The following is a 17,767-nucleotide window of genomic DNA, read 5'->3' as shown; positions in this document are numbered from 1 at the left end:
AGCACCTGGGCGATCATACGGCGCCGAGCAGCACCGCTCCGTGAATGGCCGCCTGCCAGCCCAGGGCGGCCCAGCGTATGTCCAGGGGCTGGACAAGAAGCGAATGCGGCAGGCTCTCCGCGATGCGCTGTTTGAGGGTCTGGCGGGGATAGGACTTCATGTCGACGATCCCACCGCCGATCAGGATCGTCTGCGGGGAAAACAAAGCGGCTGCCGTTGCTATGGTCACCGCCTGCTGCCAGACGATCTCATCGAGCCATTCGCGCAGCGACGGCGGCTGCCCGGTCGCCGAAAACAGATCGGCCACCGGGATATCGTAGTCCGTCGCGAGTTCGACGAGCGTTGCCCCCGAGGCATAGGTCTCGACCCGGTTTGGCGGTCCGCTTTCGTCGGGCCGGTAGATCGGCATATGGCCGATTTCGAGCGCCCAGCCGCCGCCCCTGAAAATGCCGTCCTTGCCGAGATAGGCAGCACCGATGCCGGTGCCGAGATAAACCGCCAGCACCTCCTTTTGCCGCTTCACCGCGCCGGCAACGCTTTCGCCCAGCAATTGCAGCACGACGTCGCGCTCGAGTCGGACAGGGATGCCGAGCTTCGAAGCCAGCTCGGTGCCCAGCCGGATGCCGTTCAGTTCGGGAATGTTGGCCGTGTGCAGCACCGTGTCGAAATCGCGGCCGATGAAACCAGGCACGGTCGCAACGACGCGCGCAGGCGTGAGGCCGGCGTCGCGGCAGGCCGCGGTGACAGCATCGGCCAACCCCGCCACCGGTGACCCTTGGCGCAGCTGCGCGGTGGGATAGGTGCGAGCGAAATCCACCGGGATGCCGTGGTCGGCAAAGCCAACCTTGACCGACGTGCCGCCGATCTCGACCACGGCGATCGTGTCGTCCGTCGTTTGATCCGTCATGCGAGCGTTTCCAGAAATTCCGAAAGACGGGCACGGAACTCCCGCCGGTAGGCGGCGCGATCCTGCGATTTCGCGGTGATGGTGCAAAGCCGGGCGGAGGGGATGAGCTCGGCCAGCGCCTGCGCGTCGCCCAGTCGATGGACGAGGTCATGGTCATGGCCGATGACCAAAGTCGGCACCGCAATCGCCCGGATGTCGGCCTCGCTGACGCCAGGACCGTCACCCGCGATTGCCACCAGCAGCCTGCCGAAGAGAACCGGGTCCGGGCGAGTGAAGAAGCCTTGTAGGCTGCTGAGATTGTCCGGCGCCAGCCTGGCCAGTTCGGCTGCAACTGCACTCTCATCGAACAGACGCCTGGCGTCATCGGGTGAATGGCGCATCAAGAGATCGCCGACCAAGGCATAGGGTTTCATATTGGCCGGTGCAGCCTGAGCTACCCACGCAGGCCGGGCGAGCACCAGCGCGCGGACACGGGCCGGCCTGTGCACCGCCAGGCGCAGCGCCAGCGCCGCGCCCATCGAAATGCCGCCGACGACGGCCGGACCGATGCCGAGATCGTCGGCCAGCGCTTGAACGTCCTCGGCAAACGTCGCGATCGAAAGCCGCTCGACAGGCCCGTAGCCGGATCCGCCCTGGCCACGGCATTCGAGCGTCACGCGCCGCGTGACCGGCAGGTCCGGAAACACATCGGCCACCTGTGCCTCATCGCCGCCCAGCCCATGCTGGAGGATGACGGGAAGGCCGGCGCCGACATCCCGGTAGGCAAGGTCGATGCCGTCGCGGCTGAAGGTCTTTTTCACTCGCTCTCGCTCTCTTCCAGCACGGTGCGCAGAAAGGCGCCAACGCCGGGCGCCTCGGCTTCCGTCAGGCCATGTGTGATCAGGGGGCCGTCAAAGCCAGCGGCTTTCAGGCGGCCGATGAAATGCGGGAAGTCGACAACGCCCTGTCCAGCGGCGGCAAAACTGCCATCGGCATGGCGGTCCTTGGCATGGGCCATGCCAATGTCGCCGGCCAGCAGATCGACGGCCTCGTCGATCAGGCGATGACGCTCTGCGCCGTCCGCCACTTCGAACAGATTGGCTGGATCGAGCACGATGCGTAGCCGCGCACTGTTCATCTCGTCGAGCAGGCGGCGTGCGGACTGGGCGCTGGAGACGACATTGGCCAATTCAGGTTCGATGCCAAGCTCGATGTCGAAGCGCTCGGCAATCGCGATCGCCGCTTCCATCTCCGCCCGAAGATCGCTCCAGGCGGCGTCAGAGGCATTGTCGGGATGCCAGCGCCACTGATCCTCAGCATCCCTGGTGCCGGTGCACAGTGTAATTAGCCTTGTGCCCAGATCAGCGCATGACGCGGCCAGCACCTCAAGCCGGGCAAGGCCGAGTTCGCGGACCGAGCGGTCCGGGTGGATCATGTTGTAGGTTCCAGACACGGCCGCGATTGAAACCTTGGTCTCGCCGCTGGCCATTCCGACCGATCTGGCCGCGCCGGGCTCGATGCTGTCCGGCATAGACGGCAGGCCAAGGCACGCCATGTTGAACTGCGCCGCCGTGTAGCCGGCATCCGCCACCGCGCGCAGCACCGGCAAGGCGCCGGTGGCGACGAATGTCTTGGCGAAAATTCCAAGCTGCATCAGACGACCCCGTCGACGTCGGCGAGACGGACGGCGCGGCCGCCGGCAGCGGCGGAGCGGGCGATGGCCGCCATTCCCCTGACCGATGCGATGCCATCATCAATGCCGGCGCCGACCATCGGCGCGCCATTCAGCACCACATCCGCAAAGCCTTCGAGCTGGCGGCGATAGAAGTGACCGTCCGCGCCAAGCGTGCGATGCCAGCTGCCATCGGCCTCGCGGAAAATGTCGACCTCACTGCTCTTGTAATACCAGGGGTTATAGGTCTTCGCGAGAACACTGCCGTTCTGGCCATAGATCTGGAACCCTTCGTGCCAGTCCATGCGCACGGCGACCGTCAGGTCGAGATGGCCGACCGTACTGTCGGCGAAGATGGTGGTGACGAACCAGCAATAGGCGCCATAGCGCTCGGTGAGGCGGGCCTCGACCGCCTCGATCGGTCCTTGCAGATGGCGTGCCGTGTCGATGAGATGGCTACCATGCGCCAGCATATAATACTGGGGCAGATCCGCCTTGGGATTGACCGAAGGCTTGCGTGCCTTGGCGCTGGTGATGATGAGCGGCTGCACCGCGTCGGTCATCGGGTAGCGATGGGTGCTGTCGCAATACCAGCCCTTGAACGCCAGCCGCTCGCCCATCTCGTCATCGACGAAGGCCTTTGCCGCCTGGATGCCGGGGTCGAAGCGCTTCATATGGCCGACCTGGAGCACCTTGCCGCTCTTGTCGACAGCGGCCCGCAAGCCTTCGACCTCCTCGACCGAAACGCCCAGCGGCTTTTCGCACAGCACATGCTTGCCGGCATCGAGCGCCAGCTCCGCCGCCTTGACGTGAAACGTGTCCGATGTCGCGATGATAACGGCATCGAGGTCGGGATCGGCCAGCATCTGGCCATAGTCGGCATAGGATTTTCCAGGCGCGTAGGTCGCGGCCATCCTGTCGCGCAGATCGTCGGCGACATCGCAGATGGCATAGAGATCGGCGTTGCGCGCCTTGGCGCAGGATTCGAAATGCGCTGCCTGCGCAATCGGGCCGCAGCCGAGCACCCCGACACGCAGCCGCTTTTCGTCTTTGCGAGGCATGGATTCTTCTCCTGATTAGCGCGCGGCGAGGCCGCGAAGTTGAAATTTCGGATCGCCCGACAAGGCTGCCTGATGCAGCAGGCAGGCAGCGCCAAGTGCGGGGCCGTCGGCGCCGACGCGCGACAGTTCGATTGTGGGAACGGGATAGCCTTCGGCCAGGAAGTCCGAGAGGAAAGCTTCCACCTGTTCGGCGACAAAGGGATAGATGGCATTGACCGAGCCGGAGAGGATGATGCGCTCCGGCTGCAAGGTGCAGGCAAGCGTCGCCAGGCCGCGGCCGAACCAGAGCGCCCAGTCGCGTGCGGTGGCGACGGCTGCCGGATCGCCGCCGGCCAGCGCCGCGACAAACTCATCCACACGGGCGCGCCGCCCGCTTATGTGGAGGTAGCGAGCCAGTAAAGCATCCTTGCCGACATAGGATTCCAGCCGACCCGGGCGCTTCGCGTCGAAGACAAAACCTTCGTCGCCGATGCGCAGATGCCCGATTTCGCCGGCGCCGCCGAGCCGGCCGCGATGCAGCCTGCCGGCGTTGATGATGCCGCCGCCAACACCGTTCTCGATCAGGATGACCAGAGCGTCCTCGTCGTCCTTGCCCGGCTGCGGCCGGTATGTCTCGGCCACCGCGACGGCATTGGCATCGTTTTCCAGCAGGATCGGAAAATCGTCGCCAAAGGCATTGCCCAAAAGCTCCGCCAGATTGACCCCGTGCCAGCCAAGGATGGTGGCATGGTATGAGACGCCGTCAGCGGCGGGGAAGCCGGGCACCGCGACATTGAGCCCGTAGGGGCGCGTGCCCTCAGGCAATTGCGACCGGATCTCGGAAACGAGCTCTTTGATTATGGCGACCGCGGCTTCAGGCGTGCTGCCCGGGCCGGCAAACGCCCGCGAGGCGCTCGCACGCTGCGTGCCGGCAAGATCGACAGCGACAGTCGCGATCCAGTTCACGCCGATATAGGCGCCAAGGAAGAAGCCGCCATTGCCTTCGATCTCGACCAGGATACCGGGACGGCCGACCCGGCCCTCGCCGTCCTGCTCGTCATCCGCTCCATTCGACCGCTCGCGCGCCAGACCGGCTTCGGTCAGCCCCAGCACCAGGGCGCCGGTGGTCGACCGGGTCAGGCCGAGATCACGCGCCAGTGCTGCCCGGCTCAACGCGCCGGCACGAAACATCGCCGCAAGGGCCCGCGTTTCATTCGGCCGAAGATCGGTCGATACCAGCACGTCTTCCTCCATGATTTGTTCGACTGGCATACTAATTTACTTTCTATGCGGTTTGAAAGAGCCAAAATCATGTGCGCCGCAACAAAATATTTGGCATCCGAACCTATTGACCCAAGTTTCAAACGATAATTTCTATCCTTAGATTACAAATTGGCATGGGAGGATGCGATGCCGGTTCTAGCGCGTCTCGAGCAGGGCCACTGGACAGCGGCTGGCGAGGGCGCATCCAGAGGCCTCGGCCTCTTGTGTCGCGACGTCGAGCTGAGCCGAAACCCTTGGCGCCGCTCGCCTGAGGATGCGGCCCTCGTGAGGCAGCAAAGCTGACGCGCAATCCTGGACCGTGCGCTAAAATCATTCCTTGTGATTCGGCCCCGATAGGGCATCAAAACAAGGAACGGCATGAGCAAGGCTCTCTCCACATTCGCATTGGTCGCGGTGTTCACCGCATTGCTCATGGCGCTCAGCCTGGCGGTGGCCAGGCACGGCTATCCCTATGGCGCGATCGGCGTGAGGCGGCTGGACGGCATTGCCGATGCCGGCTCGTTCCTGCCGCTCGCCGCCGTCTACTTCTTCAGCGCCATGCTGATGATGATCCTGCCCATTCGAGCCGCCGGCATCGTTCTGACCCATGCGGCGGATGCGCTGTTCTGGGCGGTGATCGCCTTGTTCGCGACGATTGTCGGCTGCCTCGTCGCTCGCTGGGCCTTCGGCCAAAGCAGCGTGCTGTGGGCGCTCCTGAACTGGCGCTTCCTGTTTGCCGCGGCAATCGTCGGCTGCCATTTCACCATGAACGAGCTGCGCCGCAACATCCTACTCAGAAGCCTGTTCTTCGTCATCTTCGCCGCGGCGACGCTGGCCTGCCTGTTCTGGACTTTTCCGACCTGACAGGGGCCCGTTTCATTTCGCTCCGTAGAGCATGATCCCGAAAAGTGGCAACCGGTTTTCGGAGAAGATCATGCTCCAACAAAAAGTTAGATCAGGATGGCGATTCAACGAAACGTCATCCTGATCTAGCGGTCGCGGCTTTCGCAGCCGCGCGCCATCGGCTATCCAGTCCGCAGCTAGATTTCGGCCCTCACAGTGTCGTCATTTGTCTGATAAATGATTCAGGCATACGGCACCGCCAGCGAACCATTACAAGGAAGACAGCGATATGACCCTGTTCCGCAAGAATCTGATCGATGGCGAGTGGGTCGGCGAAGCCGGCTCGCGCAACATCAACCCGTCCGATACCGGCGATGTCGTTGGCGAATATGCCTCGGCCGGTGCCGAACAGGCAAAGCAGGCCATCGCGGCGGCCAAAGCCGCCTTCCCGGCCTGGTCGCGCTCGGCGCCGCTCGCCCGTCACAGCGTGCTGAAGAAGGCCTCGGACGAGATCATGGCGCGCAAGGACGAGATCGGCCGCGCGTTGTCGCGCGAAGAGGGCAAGACGCTGGCCGAGGGCATTGGCGAAACCATCCGCGCCGCCCAGATCTTTGATTTCTTCGCCGGCGAGACGCTGCGCCTGTCGGGCGAACTGGTGCCCAGCGTGCGGCCGGGCGTCGGCGTCGAGATCACCCGCGAAGCCGTCGGCGTCGTTGGCATCATCACACCGTGGAATTTCCCGATCGCCATCCCGACCTGGAAAATCGCGCCGGCGCTGGCCCACGGCAACACGATCGTCTTCAAGCCGGCCGAACTGGTGCCGGAGAGCGCCTGGACCATTGTTGACATCCTGCACCGCGCCGGCCTGCCGAAAGGCGTGCTCAACCTGGTGATGGGCAAGGGCTCTGTCGTCGGCCAGGCCATGCTCGACAGCCCCGACCTCAACGCCATCACCTTCACCGGGTCGGTCGGCACCGGCAAACGCGTCGCGGCGGCAAGCGTGGAACATATGCGAAAGTTCCAGCTCGAAATGGGCGGCAAGAACCCGCTCGTCGTGCTCGACGACGCCGATCTCGCCATAGCGGTCGATTGCGCCATCAACGGCGCCTATTTCTCGACCGGCCAGCGCTGCACGGCCTCGTCGCGTCTGGTGGTGACCGAAGGCATTCACGACCGCTTCGTCGCGGCGATCAAGGAGCGTCTGGACAAACTCGTCATCGGCGATGCGCTCGACGCCAGGACCCAGATCGGGCCTGTCGTCGATGCGAGCCAGTTGAAGCAGGACGAGGATTACATCGCCATCGGCAGCCAGGAGGGCGCCAACCTCGCTTTCGGCGGCGAGCGGCTCGACCGCGAAACGCCCGGCTTCTACCTCCGGCCGGCGCTGTTCACAGAGAGCACCAACGCCATGCGCATTTCGCGCGAGGAAATCTTCGGGCCGGTCGCCAACGTCATCCGCGTCAAGGATTATGACGAGGCACTTGCGGTGGCCAACGACACGCCGTTCGGCCTGACATCAGGCATCTGCACATCGAGCCTCAAGCACGCCACGCATTTCCGGCGCAATTCAGAAGCCGGCATGGTGATGGTCAATCTGCCGACGGCGGGCGTCGACTTCCACGTTCCGTTCGGTGGCCGTAAGGGTTCGAGCTACGGTCCGCGCGAGCAGGGCCGCTATGCCGCGGAGTTCTACACAACGGTGAAGACAGCCTATACATTCGCCGGCTAATCGACGGGTGAACCGATGGCGTCGCCGAAAGAGGACCTGACCTGGCTCAACCCGCCGCCGCACCATGCTTTCGGTGACGACACGGTGCATGTGCGCACCGGCAAGGAAACCGACTTCTGGCGCGAAACCTTCTACGGCTTCTGGCGCGACAATGGTCATTTCCTCTATCGCCCGGTCGAGGGTGACTTCAGCGCCGAGGTCACCGTCAAGGGCGACTATAAGGTGCTTTACGACCAGGCCGGGCTGATGCTGCGGCTAGGCGAAACGCAGTGGATCAAGGCCGGCATCGAATACACCGACGGGCTGGCGTATTTTTCCGTCGTCGTCACCAACGACACCTCCGACTGGTCGCTGCTCAGCATCCCCAATGACCCCGACGGTGTCCGCATCCGCCTGACCCGCCACGCCGAGGCCATCCGCATCCAGTATCTGGATGCGGCCGATGGCCACTGGAAGCCGGTGCGGCTGGCCTATTTCCCGATCTCCAGGTCTGTCGATGTCGGAATGGTGTGCTGTTCGCCGCAACGCGAGGGTTTCGAAGTCACCTTTTCCGGCTTTGCCGTCGGCCCGCCAATCTCCCGGCAGTTGCACGACTGACGGCGACTTCGACCGGATCGATCAGCGAAGCGGTTCGGCGTTGAAAACCTTCTGGACGATTTGCCAGCGGCCGTTGAGGAAGAAGCACGACAGCATGTCAGTCACCTCACGCGGAGGGATCAGAAGGCTGATCTTGAGCAGTGCCATATCGCGCACCAGGTTGATCGAGAGAATCTGGTCCTTGCGCTCGGCACCGGTTTCTCGGGGCGACTTCAGCGCCCGAACGATGTCCAGCCAGGCGGCGACAGGGGTAAAGACGACAGTGTCGTTTTCGCCCTTGCGCGTAACCAAGGCCGCCTCGTGGAAGATGGAAGCGAACTTGTCGGCGTCCATGTCATGGGCGGCATCGAAGTAGGTTTGAGCCAGAGTGGCCAACCCATTTGTTCCCGGCGATTGGATGTCTGTCGTGGTCATGATGGCTCCCTTCAGGTCTGGTAATGCGCTTGCTATAAGGGGTTCGCGGGCCGCGTTTAACCGGCGCGCCCTTACCAGCCTTGTTAGCTGGGCTACGCAATCACGGGCAATCATGGACCCTGTCCTTCCGTCTGCCGGCGACTTCAACCAGCTCCGCGCGTTTGTAGCGGTGGCTGGCTCGCTCAATTTCAGTCGCGCCGCGGAGAAGCTCGGTGTGTCGTCTTCGGCCCTGAGCCAGATGGTCCGCGGGCTCGAGGAGCGCGTGGGCGTCAGCCTGTTCAATCGGACGACCCGAAGCGTCTCCCTGACCGAGGCCGGCGCCAAACTTTTCGCGCGCGTGAAGCCCGCCGTCGATCAGTTGGGCGAGGCTTTGGGCGAAACAAGCGAAAGCCGAGCCCACCCCGCCGGGACAGTGCGGATGCACTGCTTTCACAATGCCGCCAGCCTTTACCTGACGCCGATATTGCGGGCGTTCAACGACGCCTATCCGCAGGTGAACCTGGACGTCACGCTCGACGACACCGTGGTGAACATTGTAGCCGAGGGCTATGACGTTGCTATCCGGCTCGGAGAGGTCATCGACAAGGATCTGATCGCGGTGAAGCTCGGCCCCGACCTGCGACAGACCGCGGTTGCCTCACCTGACTATCTCGCGCGACGCGGGACGCCTGCTCACCCACGCGACCTGCTCGCCCACAGCTGCATCGGCTGGCGATGGCCTGGCCAGGCGACTCCGTACAAGTGGGAGTTCATGGCGGACGGCAAGTGGTTCGAGGTTGCCGTCGAAGGGCCCGTCATCTCGAGCCAGAAGGACTTTGGCGTGCAGGCAGCGGTCGACGGGCTCGGCATCGCCTTCGCCAGCGAACAGTTGATCGATGCGCATGTCGCCGAAGGGCGCCTCGTCCCGCTGCTCGAGGCCTGGTCGGCGCCCTTTCCAGGCTACTATTTGTGTTATCCGGCACAGCGGCAGATGGCGCCGGCGCTCCGCGCCCTCATCGATACCATCCGCCGGGGAACGCGGGGTCAGTCAGAAGCGACCAGCTCCTAACCGTCCGCGCGGTGCTGGAAGAATTGCAAAAACAGTTCCCGCTCGGTGGTGATGTCGAGCTTTTCGTAGATGCGGCGGCGGTGGTTCTTCACCGTGCCGACCGTGATGCCGAGCCGCCCGGCGATGTTGGCGGTCGGATGTCCCGCGAGGATCAGCTGCACCAACTCACGCTCGCGCAGCGACAGTTCCGGCCACAGGCTGGTCGGGATGGTCGGCTCCTGCCGGGGTGAGGCGCCCGGCCCGGTCGGTGCCGAGGTGCGGGAGAACTCGGCTCCACGCGCCTTGGTGTCGAGCGCATGCAAGGCTTCGAACACCGGCAGCCGCTCGTCCAGAAGGGCGATCTCGCTATCCTTGAATGAGGCGGTCGAACGGTCGAGGAATATGCCGAGGCACCAATCGCCGCCATCGGCCAACATGATCCCGACCTCGTCGCTGATCTCCGACTGCGCCAGGAAGCCGGCTATGTACTGGCCGCGTTTGGCCTCGTCATCGGCAAGCCGTTTCAGCGGCATGATTCCGAGCCTCCGCTCGCGCCGCCACGAGGCATAGAAGGGGTCGAAGACATAGTAGTTGTCGAGATAGCGCCGGACCATCTCATCCGAGAAGCGCCGATGCTTGATGAATTCCGGCGTCTGCGTCGCCGAATAGCGCGTCACGGTGACGAGATCGTGCTCGATATCGGCGCCGATCAGGTCGATCAGGCAGTCGACATGCCTGTCCGTGCCGGTGGCGGCGATCGCCCTGGCCAGCGGCGCCCAGATGTTGCTGCCCATGCGCATGCCCTTTTCTCGGCGATCCCGGTCCGGCGGTCATTGTGTCTTTTGGCATATGGCGCAAGGCCGCCCAACGAATTTAGCCTAGCCCCATCCTAGAGCAATCCTGAGGCGACCGTGACCCAAGCCAACCTCACCAGCCCCATCGTCGGCAATCCCATCGTCATCGGCATCGACGCCGGCGGCACCATGACCGACACGATCCTTGTCGATCAGGATGGCCACTTCAAGATCGGCAAGTCGGCAACCACGCCGAAGAACGAAGCCGAGGGCTTCCTGGCCTCGGCCGAGGATGCAGCCGATGCCTGGGGCATCTCGCTGGAATCGCTGTTTTCCGGCGTCAACGTCGTGCTCTATTCCGGCACCGGCATGCTCAACACGCTGTTGTCGCGCACCGGCCGCCGGCTTGGCCTGATCACCACCAAGGGTCTGGAAGACATGATCCTGATGGGCCGCGGCCTGCAGGCCTGGGCCGACTATTCCTATGCCGACCGGCTGCACGCGGTCACCCATCACCATCCCGATCCGCTGGTGCCGCGGCGCCGCACCCATGGCGTCACCGAGCGCATCGACCAGTTCGGCGACATCGTGCTGCCGCTCTACGAGCATGAGGTCTCGGCTGCCGCGAAAAAACTGATCGCCGACAAGGTCGAAGCGATCTGCATCATGACCATTTTCTCGCACGTCAATCCGGTGCACGAAAAGCGCATTGCCGAGATCTGCCGCGAGGAAGTGCAGAAGGCCGACGCCGACATCCTCGTCTACACCAGCCACGAAGTCCGCCCGGTCATCCGCGAACAGTCGCGGCTGAACTCGGTGCTGATCGAGGCCTACGCCACGTCGCGCGGCCGCAAGCAGCTCAAGGGCATCGAAGACGTCTCGAAGAAATACGGCTTCAAATATGGCGTGCAGACTTTGCTGTCCTTCGGCGGCCTGACCTCGATCAACCATCCGCGCCTGCACGAGACCATGATCTCCGGTCCGATCGGCGGCATCCTCGGTGCAGCCTATGTCGGCAAGCTGATCGGCAACGACTCGCTGATCTGCTCGGACATGGGCGGCACCTCTTTCGATATGGGCGTGATTTCACGTGGCCAGACGCGGATCGAGAACGAGCCGCTGATGGACCGTTTCAAGCTCAACGTGCCGACGCTGCATCTCGACACCATCGGCGCCGGCGCCGGCATGATCCTCAAGGTCGACCCGCTGACCAAGAAGGTCTCGCTCGGGCCGGAAAGCGCCGGCTCCGATCCAGGCCCGATCTGCTTCGCCAAGGGCGGCACCGAACCCACCATCGCCGATTGCGACGCCATTCTCGGCCGCCTCAACCCCTACTATTTCCTGGGCGGCAAGGTCATCTTGCAGGTCGAGAAGGCGCGCAAGGCCTTCGAGGAAAAATGCTCCAGCATCCTCGGCGTCGGCGTCGAGGAAGCGGCCGAAGGCATGATCGACATGTTGGAAGCCGACGCCAACAACGCGCTGCGCCGTGTCATCTCCGGCCAGGGCATCCACCCCTCCGAATTCACCCTGCTATCCTATGGCGGTTCGGGTCCGCTGCATCTGGCCGGCTGCTCCAGGGGCATCGGCTTCAAGGACATCATCACCTTCCAGTTCGCCGCCGCCTTCTCGGCCTTCGGCTGCACCACGGCCGATTTCATGCGCCGCCATTCGGTGTCGACGCAGCACGACATCGGCGCGCGGGCAAGCAGTGACGAATTGATGGCCTTCGGCAAGAAGGTCACCAATGTCTGGAATGACCTGACCAAGGCTGCGGTCGACGAGATGATCACCGACGGCCATGCCCGCGACAAGATCAAGACCGTGCCGTTTCTGATGATGCGCTACACCGGCCAGCTCGAGGACGTCGAAGTCATGGCGCCACTTGCCGAGGTCAATTCGGCCGACGACATGCGCAAGGTTATCGACGAGTTCGAGGCGGTCTACGCCAAGGTCAACCATCGCGTGTCGCGCTATGGTGAGGCCGGCTTCACCATCACCGAGCTCGGGCTGATCGCTACCGCCGACAAGGTCAAGCCCGTGCTGCTCAAGCGGCCGCTCGGCAAGTCCAACCCGGCAGCCGCCCACAAGGGCGTGCGCGAAGCCTATATCGGCGGTCGCTGGCACAAGGCCAATCTCTACGAGATGGACCTTCTGCAACCCGGCCATGAGGTGATCGGTCCGGCCATCATCGAACATCCCGCCACCACGCTCGTCGTTCATCCGCAGGACCGTGTCCATGTCGATGAATGGACGCTGCTGCACTACACCCACGCTTGAGAGGGCACCGCCATGTTGGACAAACCTGCCTCAGTGCTGCGCCTTCGCGAAAGACTGCTCGATTCCGAGCGGCTGATGGAAGAGACCGGCTGCTATGACGGCATCACCGAACTCACCCTGCGCAACCAGGATCCGTTGAAATTTGAGACGCTGCACACCAAGCTGCGCGCCTATTGCGTCTCGGCCCGCGAAATGGCCCGCCGCATCTCGGCCTCGCCTGGTGTGCGCGAGGTCGGCGAAATGGTGGTGGCAATCTATACACCGGAAGGCGACGCCATTGCGCTGTCCAACGGCATCATGGTCCACGTCCATACGATGAGCCGCTTCATCAAATGGATGATCAAGAACAACTACGAGGAAAACCCGAAGATCCGTGAAGGCGATATCTTCGCCAACAACGATGCCTTCATCGGCACCGTGCAGGTGCCCGATGTCATGGACGTGGTGCCGATCTTCCATGAAGGCACGCTGGTCGGTTGGGCCGGTGCCGTCTGCCACGAGCTGGAAGCCGGCGGCATCACCCCTGGCGGCGACGTCTGCCTCGCACAGGAGCGCTTCACCGAAGGCCTGTTCGTCTGCGCCGAGAAGATCGGCGAGAATGACGAAATCCGCCGCGATTACGTCATCCGCTGCGAGCGCAATCTGCGTATGCCGATCTACTGGGTGCTGGACGAGAAAGCTAAGGTCGCCTCCTGCATCGACATGCGCGAAAGCGTCAAGCAGCTGATCTCCGAGATCGGCCGCGACTACTGGATGAAGGTGTCGAAGGAGTTCATCGAGGAGGGCCGCCGCGCCCAACTCGCCCGCACCCGCCAGCTTACCGTGCCCGGCATCTATCGCGGCCACACTTTCTATGGCCACGTCACCGCCGGCAAACCCGGCTTCCAACTGCTCGGCGATCCGGACTGGCTCTACAACATTCCGATCGAGATGGAGATCACCACCGACGGCAAGATCACCATGGACTTCGAGGGCACGCAGCCCTGGGGCTACCATTCGATGAACTGCACGCCGGCCGGCATGGATGGCGGCATGTTCGTGACGCTGACCCAGCACATGAATTTCGAGGGCCTGGTCAATGACGGCGCCTGGATGGCGACCGAGCTGAAACTGCCGCACGGCACCTGGACCAACCCCGACAACGAGATGGTGGCCACCGCCACCTCATGGGCACTGCTGCTGCCCGCCTATGGCGTCTTCCAGCGGCTTTTGTCGCGGGGCTTCGTGGCGCGCGGTTTCGTCGAGGAAGCCTTCGTCGGCCAGGTCAACAGCCCGATGATCGAGATGGGCGGCGAGAGCCAGTACGGCACGCCGTTTGGCATGGCGCATTTCGAATGCGCCGCCGCCGGCTCTGGCGCGCTGGCCATCGCCGATGGCCTCGACACTGCCTATGTCGGCTGGAATCCGGAATCCGACATGGGCAACATCGAGGTCTGGGAACAGTCGATGCCGATGGTCTATATCGGCCGCTCGATCGTTCCCAATTCGGGCGGCGCCGGCAAATATCGCGGCGGCTGTTCCTTCGTCTCGACCTGGCTGATCAACAAGACATCGCATCTGCGGCTCCACACCTCCGAGCACTCCTCGCGCGTGTTCGACAATGGCGGCATGTGCGGCGGCTATCCCGCGCCGACCTGCCAGAAGCATCGCGCCGTGCGCAACTCCAACATCCATGAACTGGCGGCAAAAGGCGAACCGCTGGCGCATGCGCCCGGCATCGACCCTGATGTTTCCGACTACGAGAAGAACATCGGCGGCGACCATGTTCTGGTCGAGGGTCCCTACATCACCTCGCCGCACAAGTCAGGCGACATCTTCAGCCATTCCTATAATGGCGGCGGCGGTTACGGCGACGTGCTGGAGCGCGATCCGATCAAGACCGCCTGGGATGTCGAGAACGGGTTCCTCACCCGCCAGGCGGCGGACCAGGTTTTCGGCATCGTGCTGAAGGACGATGCCGAGGGCTATCCGGTTGCCGATATCGACGCCACCGTCGAACGCCGTGCCGCCATGCGCAGAGAGCGTCTGGCCAAGGCGATCCCGGTTTCGGACTGGATCGCCGCTGAGCGCGGCCGGGTCGAGAAGGCCGACTTCGCCCCTGAGGTGAAGAAAATGTATGCCAGCGCGATCAAGCTGTCGTCGCGCTTCACCAGGGATTTCAGTGAGTTCTGGACCGTCGACGCCAAATCGATCTTCATGCCGGGAGCAAAGCCATGACCTCATACAGCAAGGAAGTCCTCGGCGATCTCGCCGCCGGCAAGCTGCCCTGGCCGCAGACAAGGCGCATCATGAGCGCCTACAAGGATGATGACCGCTTCTTCAAGATGGTCGCCGTCTATCAGGATCGTGTCGCCTGGAAGGACCCGATCCTGCTGCCGGTCTCGGATCATCTGTTCATCTGCCAGAGCGGCGATGAGCGGATCACCCGCTGCGAATGCGGCCATTCCTTCGGCGACTATCGTAAGAACTGGAAGCTGAAGGCCGCCATCAACGTGCGCAACACCGAAGAAGCACTGCGCGAGATCTACCCCAACAGCGATATCCCCGATCCGCAATGGATGGAAATTCGCGAGTTCATCTGCCCTGAATGCGGCACGATGCACGAAGTGGAAGCGGCGGCACCGGGCTATCCCATCGTCCATGACTTCGAACCCGACCTCGAAGGCTTCTACCGCGAGTGGCTGGGCAAGCCGCTTTGAGGAAACTGATTTTGTGAACCGTGTCGCCGGCAAGGTAGCGCTCCTTGCCGGCGCCGGCCTATGAATAGCGCATCGGATTTCGGCACCGGAGAACTGACTGCCATGACAAACCTTTCCGGCCGCAGCGCGATTGTCACCGGTGGGTTCTCCGGCATGGGCTTCGCCATTGCCACGGCGCTGGCGCAAGCCGGCGCCAATGTCGCTGTCGGTTCCTATATCGCGCCTGCCGGCGCGGACAGATCCGACGCCGCCTATTATCCAGGCGCCGACGAAATCGAGCGCGTGCGTTCGGCCCTGTCGGCCCACGGCACCAGGGTCCACGCGGCGCATCTCGATGTCCGCGACAGCGAGGTGACCAGCCGGTTTGCGGCTGATGCCGAAGCCGCCATCGGCCCGGCCGACATCCTGGTCAACGCCGCCGGCACCACCGCCGAGCAGCCGGTCTGCGGCCATTCCGACGCGCTGTGGGACAAGATCGTCGACACCAATCTGACCGGGGCCTTCCGTGTCACCCGCGCCGTGCTGCCGGGCATGATCGAGCGCGGCTGGGGCCGCATCGTCAACATCGGCTCGACCGCCGCTTCCGTCGGCTGGAAGGACAATCCCGCCTATTGCGCCTCCAAGGCCGGCCTGCTCGGCCTCACCCGCTGTGTCGCGCTGGAGGGCGCCGCGCACGGCGTCACCTGCGTCATGATCAGCCCGACCTGGGTCGAGACCGAACTGATGCGCCGCAATGTCGCGCAAGTGGTCGAGCGCGAGGGCAAGGGCCGCTCGGCGGAGGAGGCGATGGCCGAGATCGCCAAAGGCAATCCGCAGCAGCGCATGCTGCAGCCGCAGGAGATCGCGGCTCTCGCCGTCTTCCTGTGTTCGGACATCGCCAAGGGCATCACCATGGAAAACATCCAGGTCACCGGCGGGGCGCTGTGGTAGCGGCCAAGCCCTGATTTTGCGCGAAGCCGCATTCGCGCCATCTGGCTGTTGCATGGTCGTTTTGGCCGGTGCGCCTACCCCGTGACAACTTTGCCATTGAGTGACAGACGATACAGGTTATATTGCACTGCACAATGGATGCTCCGGATTGGGGCTCCAGCAAAGGCAGGTTCCGGTGTGCATGCGGCCACCGGCGGGCATGACGTCCGAGGCCTGACGCGGAAAAGCCGGTTCATGGGCGCTTATGCGCGGCTGAAAGGCGGCGTGCCCAGTTGAAAGGCGGCATGGATGAGAAATCCGATACGGATATGAAGATCCCGAAATCCATTCTGATCGATCCGGACAACAACAAGGCCTATGCGGCCTTTGCCGTTGCCGTGTCGGTCTTTGCCTTCGCCTATTCCACCAATTTCGGCCAGATCCTGATCCTCGCCTATTATCTGGTGTGGCTGCCGCTGCTGTTCGTCGACTACCGGCGTTTCGTGCGCGATGTTTCCAGCGCCTGGCTGCCGCTGCTCTTTGCGGCCTATGTCTGCCTTTCGCTGTTCTGGTCGCAAGCGGCCGGCACCAGTGCGCGGGCGGGCCTGCAATATTTCTCCCACATCCTGTGCGCCTACATCGCCGCCCGCACCATCAGCACGCGCACGCTGGTGCTCGGCTCGCTGATCGGCATCTTCATTGTGCTGCTTTATTCGCTGAAGGTCGGCGCCTATGCGCTCGACACGATCGACGGCACCACCAACTTCGTCGGTGCCTTCGGCTCCAAGAACCAGATCGGCTTCTTCGCCTCGCTCGGCATCTTCTTCTGCCTCGCTTTTCTGGTCTTTTACCGGCGCAACTGGATGAGCTTCATCTGGACCGCGCCGATCATCCTGCTGTCGGTCTACATGCTGGCGATCGCCCATTCGGCGACGTCGGTCGCTTCGCTGCCGGCGGTGATCGGCGTCGTTGCCTTGCTCACCATGAGCAAGGTCCTGTCGCGCCGCTACCGCCGCGTGCTGTTCGTTGTCGGCGCTACCGCGCTGGTCGGGGGTGTGGTGGCTGCGCTGAACCTTGGCCTGCTCGATGTCGTGCTCGGCATCTTCGGCAAGGATTCGACGCTGACCGGCCGCACTTATCTTTGGGAACAAGGCTGGGAAGCCGCACAGCAGCGTCCGCTGCTCGGCTATGGCTATGCCGCCTACTGGATCCAGGGCTTTGCCGATCCGGAACGGCTCTGGGCGGAGTTCTACATCTCGACCCGAACCGGCTTCCATTTCCACAATACCTATATCGAGACGCTGGTGGAGCTCGGCTTCGTCGGCGTGATCATGCTGGCGCTGATCATCCTGCGCTCCTTCTACGGCCATGTCTCGAAAGTGGTGTTCGGCGACTGGAGTGCCGATTCGGTGGTGCTTGCCGGCGCGGTCGGCATGATGCTGATCCGCTCCTTCTTCGAGGTCGAGATCCTCGGCCCCTATTTCATGGCCTCATTCATCGTCTATTACGGCCTGTTCAAGCTGCGCCCGGTGCCGGTTGTCAGGGCAAGGCGGGTCTATGCTCCGGTGCCGGACGAGAACGCCGCCAACGGCCGCATGCCGGCGCGCGTCTGACTTA

16 protein-coding genes are annotated in these 17,767 nt (G+C 63.4%); 9 read left to right on the top strand and 7 right to left on the bottom strand.

What is annotated here, in order from left to right; genetic code table 11:
* Nucleotides 1-13: 13 nt before the first annotated feature.
* Genes AC1DYO_RS00615 through AC1DYO_RS00595 form a run of 5 tightly spaced genes read right to left on the bottom strand, consistent with a single transcriptional unit; the run spans nucleotide 14 to nucleotide 4,870 of the window.
* A complete protein-coding gene (locus AC1DYO_RS00615; protein WP_477259310.1) occupies nucleotides 14-907 on the bottom strand; it encodes an ROK family protein in 894 nt (297 codons plus the stop codon).
* The gene (locus tag AC1DYO_RS00610; protein WP_477259308.1) at nucleotides 904-1,707 is read right to left on the bottom strand and encodes an alpha/beta fold hydrolase; all 804 of its coding nucleotides are present in this window, start codon (nucleotides 1,705-1,707) and stop codon (nucleotides 904-906) included. The genes AC1DYO_RS00615 and AC1DYO_RS00610 overlap by 4 nt, the downstream gene beginning before the upstream one ends.
* On the bottom strand, nucleotides 1,704-2,540 hold the full coding sequence (locus AC1DYO_RS00605) for a sugar phosphate isomerase/epimerase family protein (RefSeq protein ID WP_477259306.1): 837 nt from the start codon (nucleotides 2,538-2,540) through the stop codon (nucleotides 1,704-1,706). The genes AC1DYO_RS00610 and AC1DYO_RS00605 overlap by 4 nt, the downstream gene beginning before the upstream one ends.
* Entirely contained in the window at nucleotides 2,540-3,619 is a 1,080-nt protein-coding gene (locus AC1DYO_RS00600; RefSeq protein WP_477259304.1) for a Gfo/Idh/MocA family protein, read from the bottom strand. The genes AC1DYO_RS00605 and AC1DYO_RS00600 overlap by 1 nt, the downstream gene beginning before the upstream one ends.
* Before the next feature lie 15 nt (nucleotides 3,620-3,634).
* The gene (locus AC1DYO_RS00595) at nucleotides 3,635-4,870 is read right to left on the bottom strand and encodes an ROK family transcriptional regulator (RefSeq protein ID WP_477259302.1); all 1,236 of its coding nucleotides are present in this window, start codon (nucleotides 4,868-4,870) and stop codon (nucleotides 3,635-3,637) included.
* 369 nt (nucleotides 4,871-5,239) lie between these two features.
* Between AC1DYO_RS00595 and AC1DYO_RS00590 the strand changes: the two genes are divergently transcribed.
* The 3 genes from AC1DYO_RS00590 to AC1DYO_RS00580 all read left to right on the top strand — a co-directional run bounded on the left by AC1DYO_RS00590 (nucleotide 5,240) and on the right by AC1DYO_RS00580 (nucleotide 8,030).
* Nucleotides 5,240-5,725: a hypothetical protein gene (locus tag AC1DYO_RS00590; RefSeq protein WP_352582306.1), complete on the top strand. Its 486-nt coding sequence runs from the start codon at nucleotides 5,240-5,242 to the stop codon at nucleotides 5,723-5,725.
* Between the two features lie 268 nt (nucleotides 5,726-5,993).
* Nucleotides 5,994-7,433, top strand: a complete 1,440-nt coding sequence (locus AC1DYO_RS00585) for an aldehyde dehydrogenase family protein (protein WP_477259300.1) — start codon at nucleotides 5,994-5,996, stop codon at nucleotides 7,431-7,433.
* A gap of 15 nt (nucleotides 7,434-7,448) precedes the next feature.
* Nucleotides 7,449-8,030 (top strand): DUF1349 domain-containing protein, encoded by a 582-nt coding sequence (locus AC1DYO_RS00580; protein WP_477259298.1) that lies wholly within the window; start codon nucleotides 7,449-7,451, stop codon nucleotides 8,028-8,030.
* 21 nt (nucleotides 8,031-8,051) lie between these two features.
* On the opposite strand, the gene AC1DYO_RS00575 is transcribed toward AC1DYO_RS00580, so the two are convergent.
* Nucleotides 8,052-8,558 (bottom strand): nuclear transport factor 2 family protein, encoded by a 507-nt coding sequence (locus tag AC1DYO_RS00575; RefSeq protein ID WP_477259297.1) that lies wholly within the window; start codon nucleotides 8,556-8,558, stop codon nucleotides 8,052-8,054.
* Between AC1DYO_RS00575 and AC1DYO_RS00570 the strand changes: the two genes are divergently transcribed.
* The gene (locus AC1DYO_RS00570; protein WP_477259295.1) at nucleotides 8,557-9,492 is read left to right on the top strand and encodes a LysR family transcriptional regulator; all 936 of its coding nucleotides are present in this window, start codon (nucleotides 8,557-8,559) and stop codon (nucleotides 9,490-9,492) included. The genes AC1DYO_RS00575 and AC1DYO_RS00570 overlap by 2 nt on opposite strands.
* On the opposite strand, the gene AC1DYO_RS00565 is transcribed toward AC1DYO_RS00570, so the two are convergent.
* Nucleotides 9,489-10,271, bottom strand: coding sequence for a helix-turn-helix transcriptional regulator (locus AC1DYO_RS00565; RefSeq protein ID WP_477259293.1), 783 nt, complete (start codon nucleotides 10,269-10,271; stop codon nucleotides 9,489-9,491). The two genes, AC1DYO_RS00570 and AC1DYO_RS00565, sit on opposite strands and share 4 nt — an antisense overlap.
* 111 nt (nucleotides 10,272-10,382) lie before the next feature.
* Between AC1DYO_RS00565 and AC1DYO_RS00560 the strand changes: the two genes are divergently transcribed.
* The 5 genes from AC1DYO_RS00560 (at nucleotide 10,383) to AC1DYO_RS00540 (ending at nucleotide 17,763) form a co-directional block, all read left to right on the top strand.
* Nucleotides 10,383-12,542 carry a hydantoinase/oxoprolinase family protein gene (locus tag AC1DYO_RS00560; protein ID WP_477259291.1) on the top strand — a complete coding sequence of 720 codons (2,160 nt, stop codon included), beginning with the start codon at nucleotides 10,383-10,385 and terminating at the stop codon, nucleotides 12,540-12,542.
* A 12-nt stretch (nucleotides 12,543-12,554) separates the two neighbouring features.
* Nucleotides 12,555-14,759 (top strand): hydantoinase B/oxoprolinase family protein, encoded by a 2,205-nt coding sequence (locus AC1DYO_RS00555; protein WP_477259289.1) that lies wholly within the window; start codon nucleotides 12,555-12,557, stop codon nucleotides 14,757-14,759.
* The gene (locus AC1DYO_RS00550) at nucleotides 14,756-15,241 is read left to right on the top strand and encodes an acetone carboxylase subunit gamma (protein ID WP_477259288.1); all 486 of its coding nucleotides are present in this window, start codon (nucleotides 14,756-14,758) and stop codon (nucleotides 15,239-15,241) included. Before AC1DYO_RS00555 ends, AC1DYO_RS00550 begins: the two co-directional genes overlap by 4 nt.
* Nucleotides 15,242-15,343: 102 nt before the next feature.
* Nucleotides 15,344-16,171: an SDR family NAD(P)-dependent oxidoreductase gene (locus AC1DYO_RS00545; protein WP_477259286.1), complete on the top strand. Its 828-nt coding sequence runs from the start codon at nucleotides 15,344-15,346 to the stop codon at nucleotides 16,169-16,171.
* A gap of 308 nt (nucleotides 16,172-16,479) precedes the next feature.
* Nucleotides 16,480-17,763, top strand: coding sequence for an O-antigen ligase family protein (locus AC1DYO_RS00540; protein ID WP_477259866.1), 1,284 nt, complete (start codon nucleotides 16,480-16,482; stop codon nucleotides 17,761-17,763).
* Nucleotides 17,764-17,767 lie beyond the last annotated feature (4 nt).

Source organism: Mesorhizobium sp. P2_F5 (genome assembly GCF_056403715.1).
Note: the sequence above shows the minus strand (reverse complement) of the source record. Positions and strands in the feature narration are given on the sequence as shown.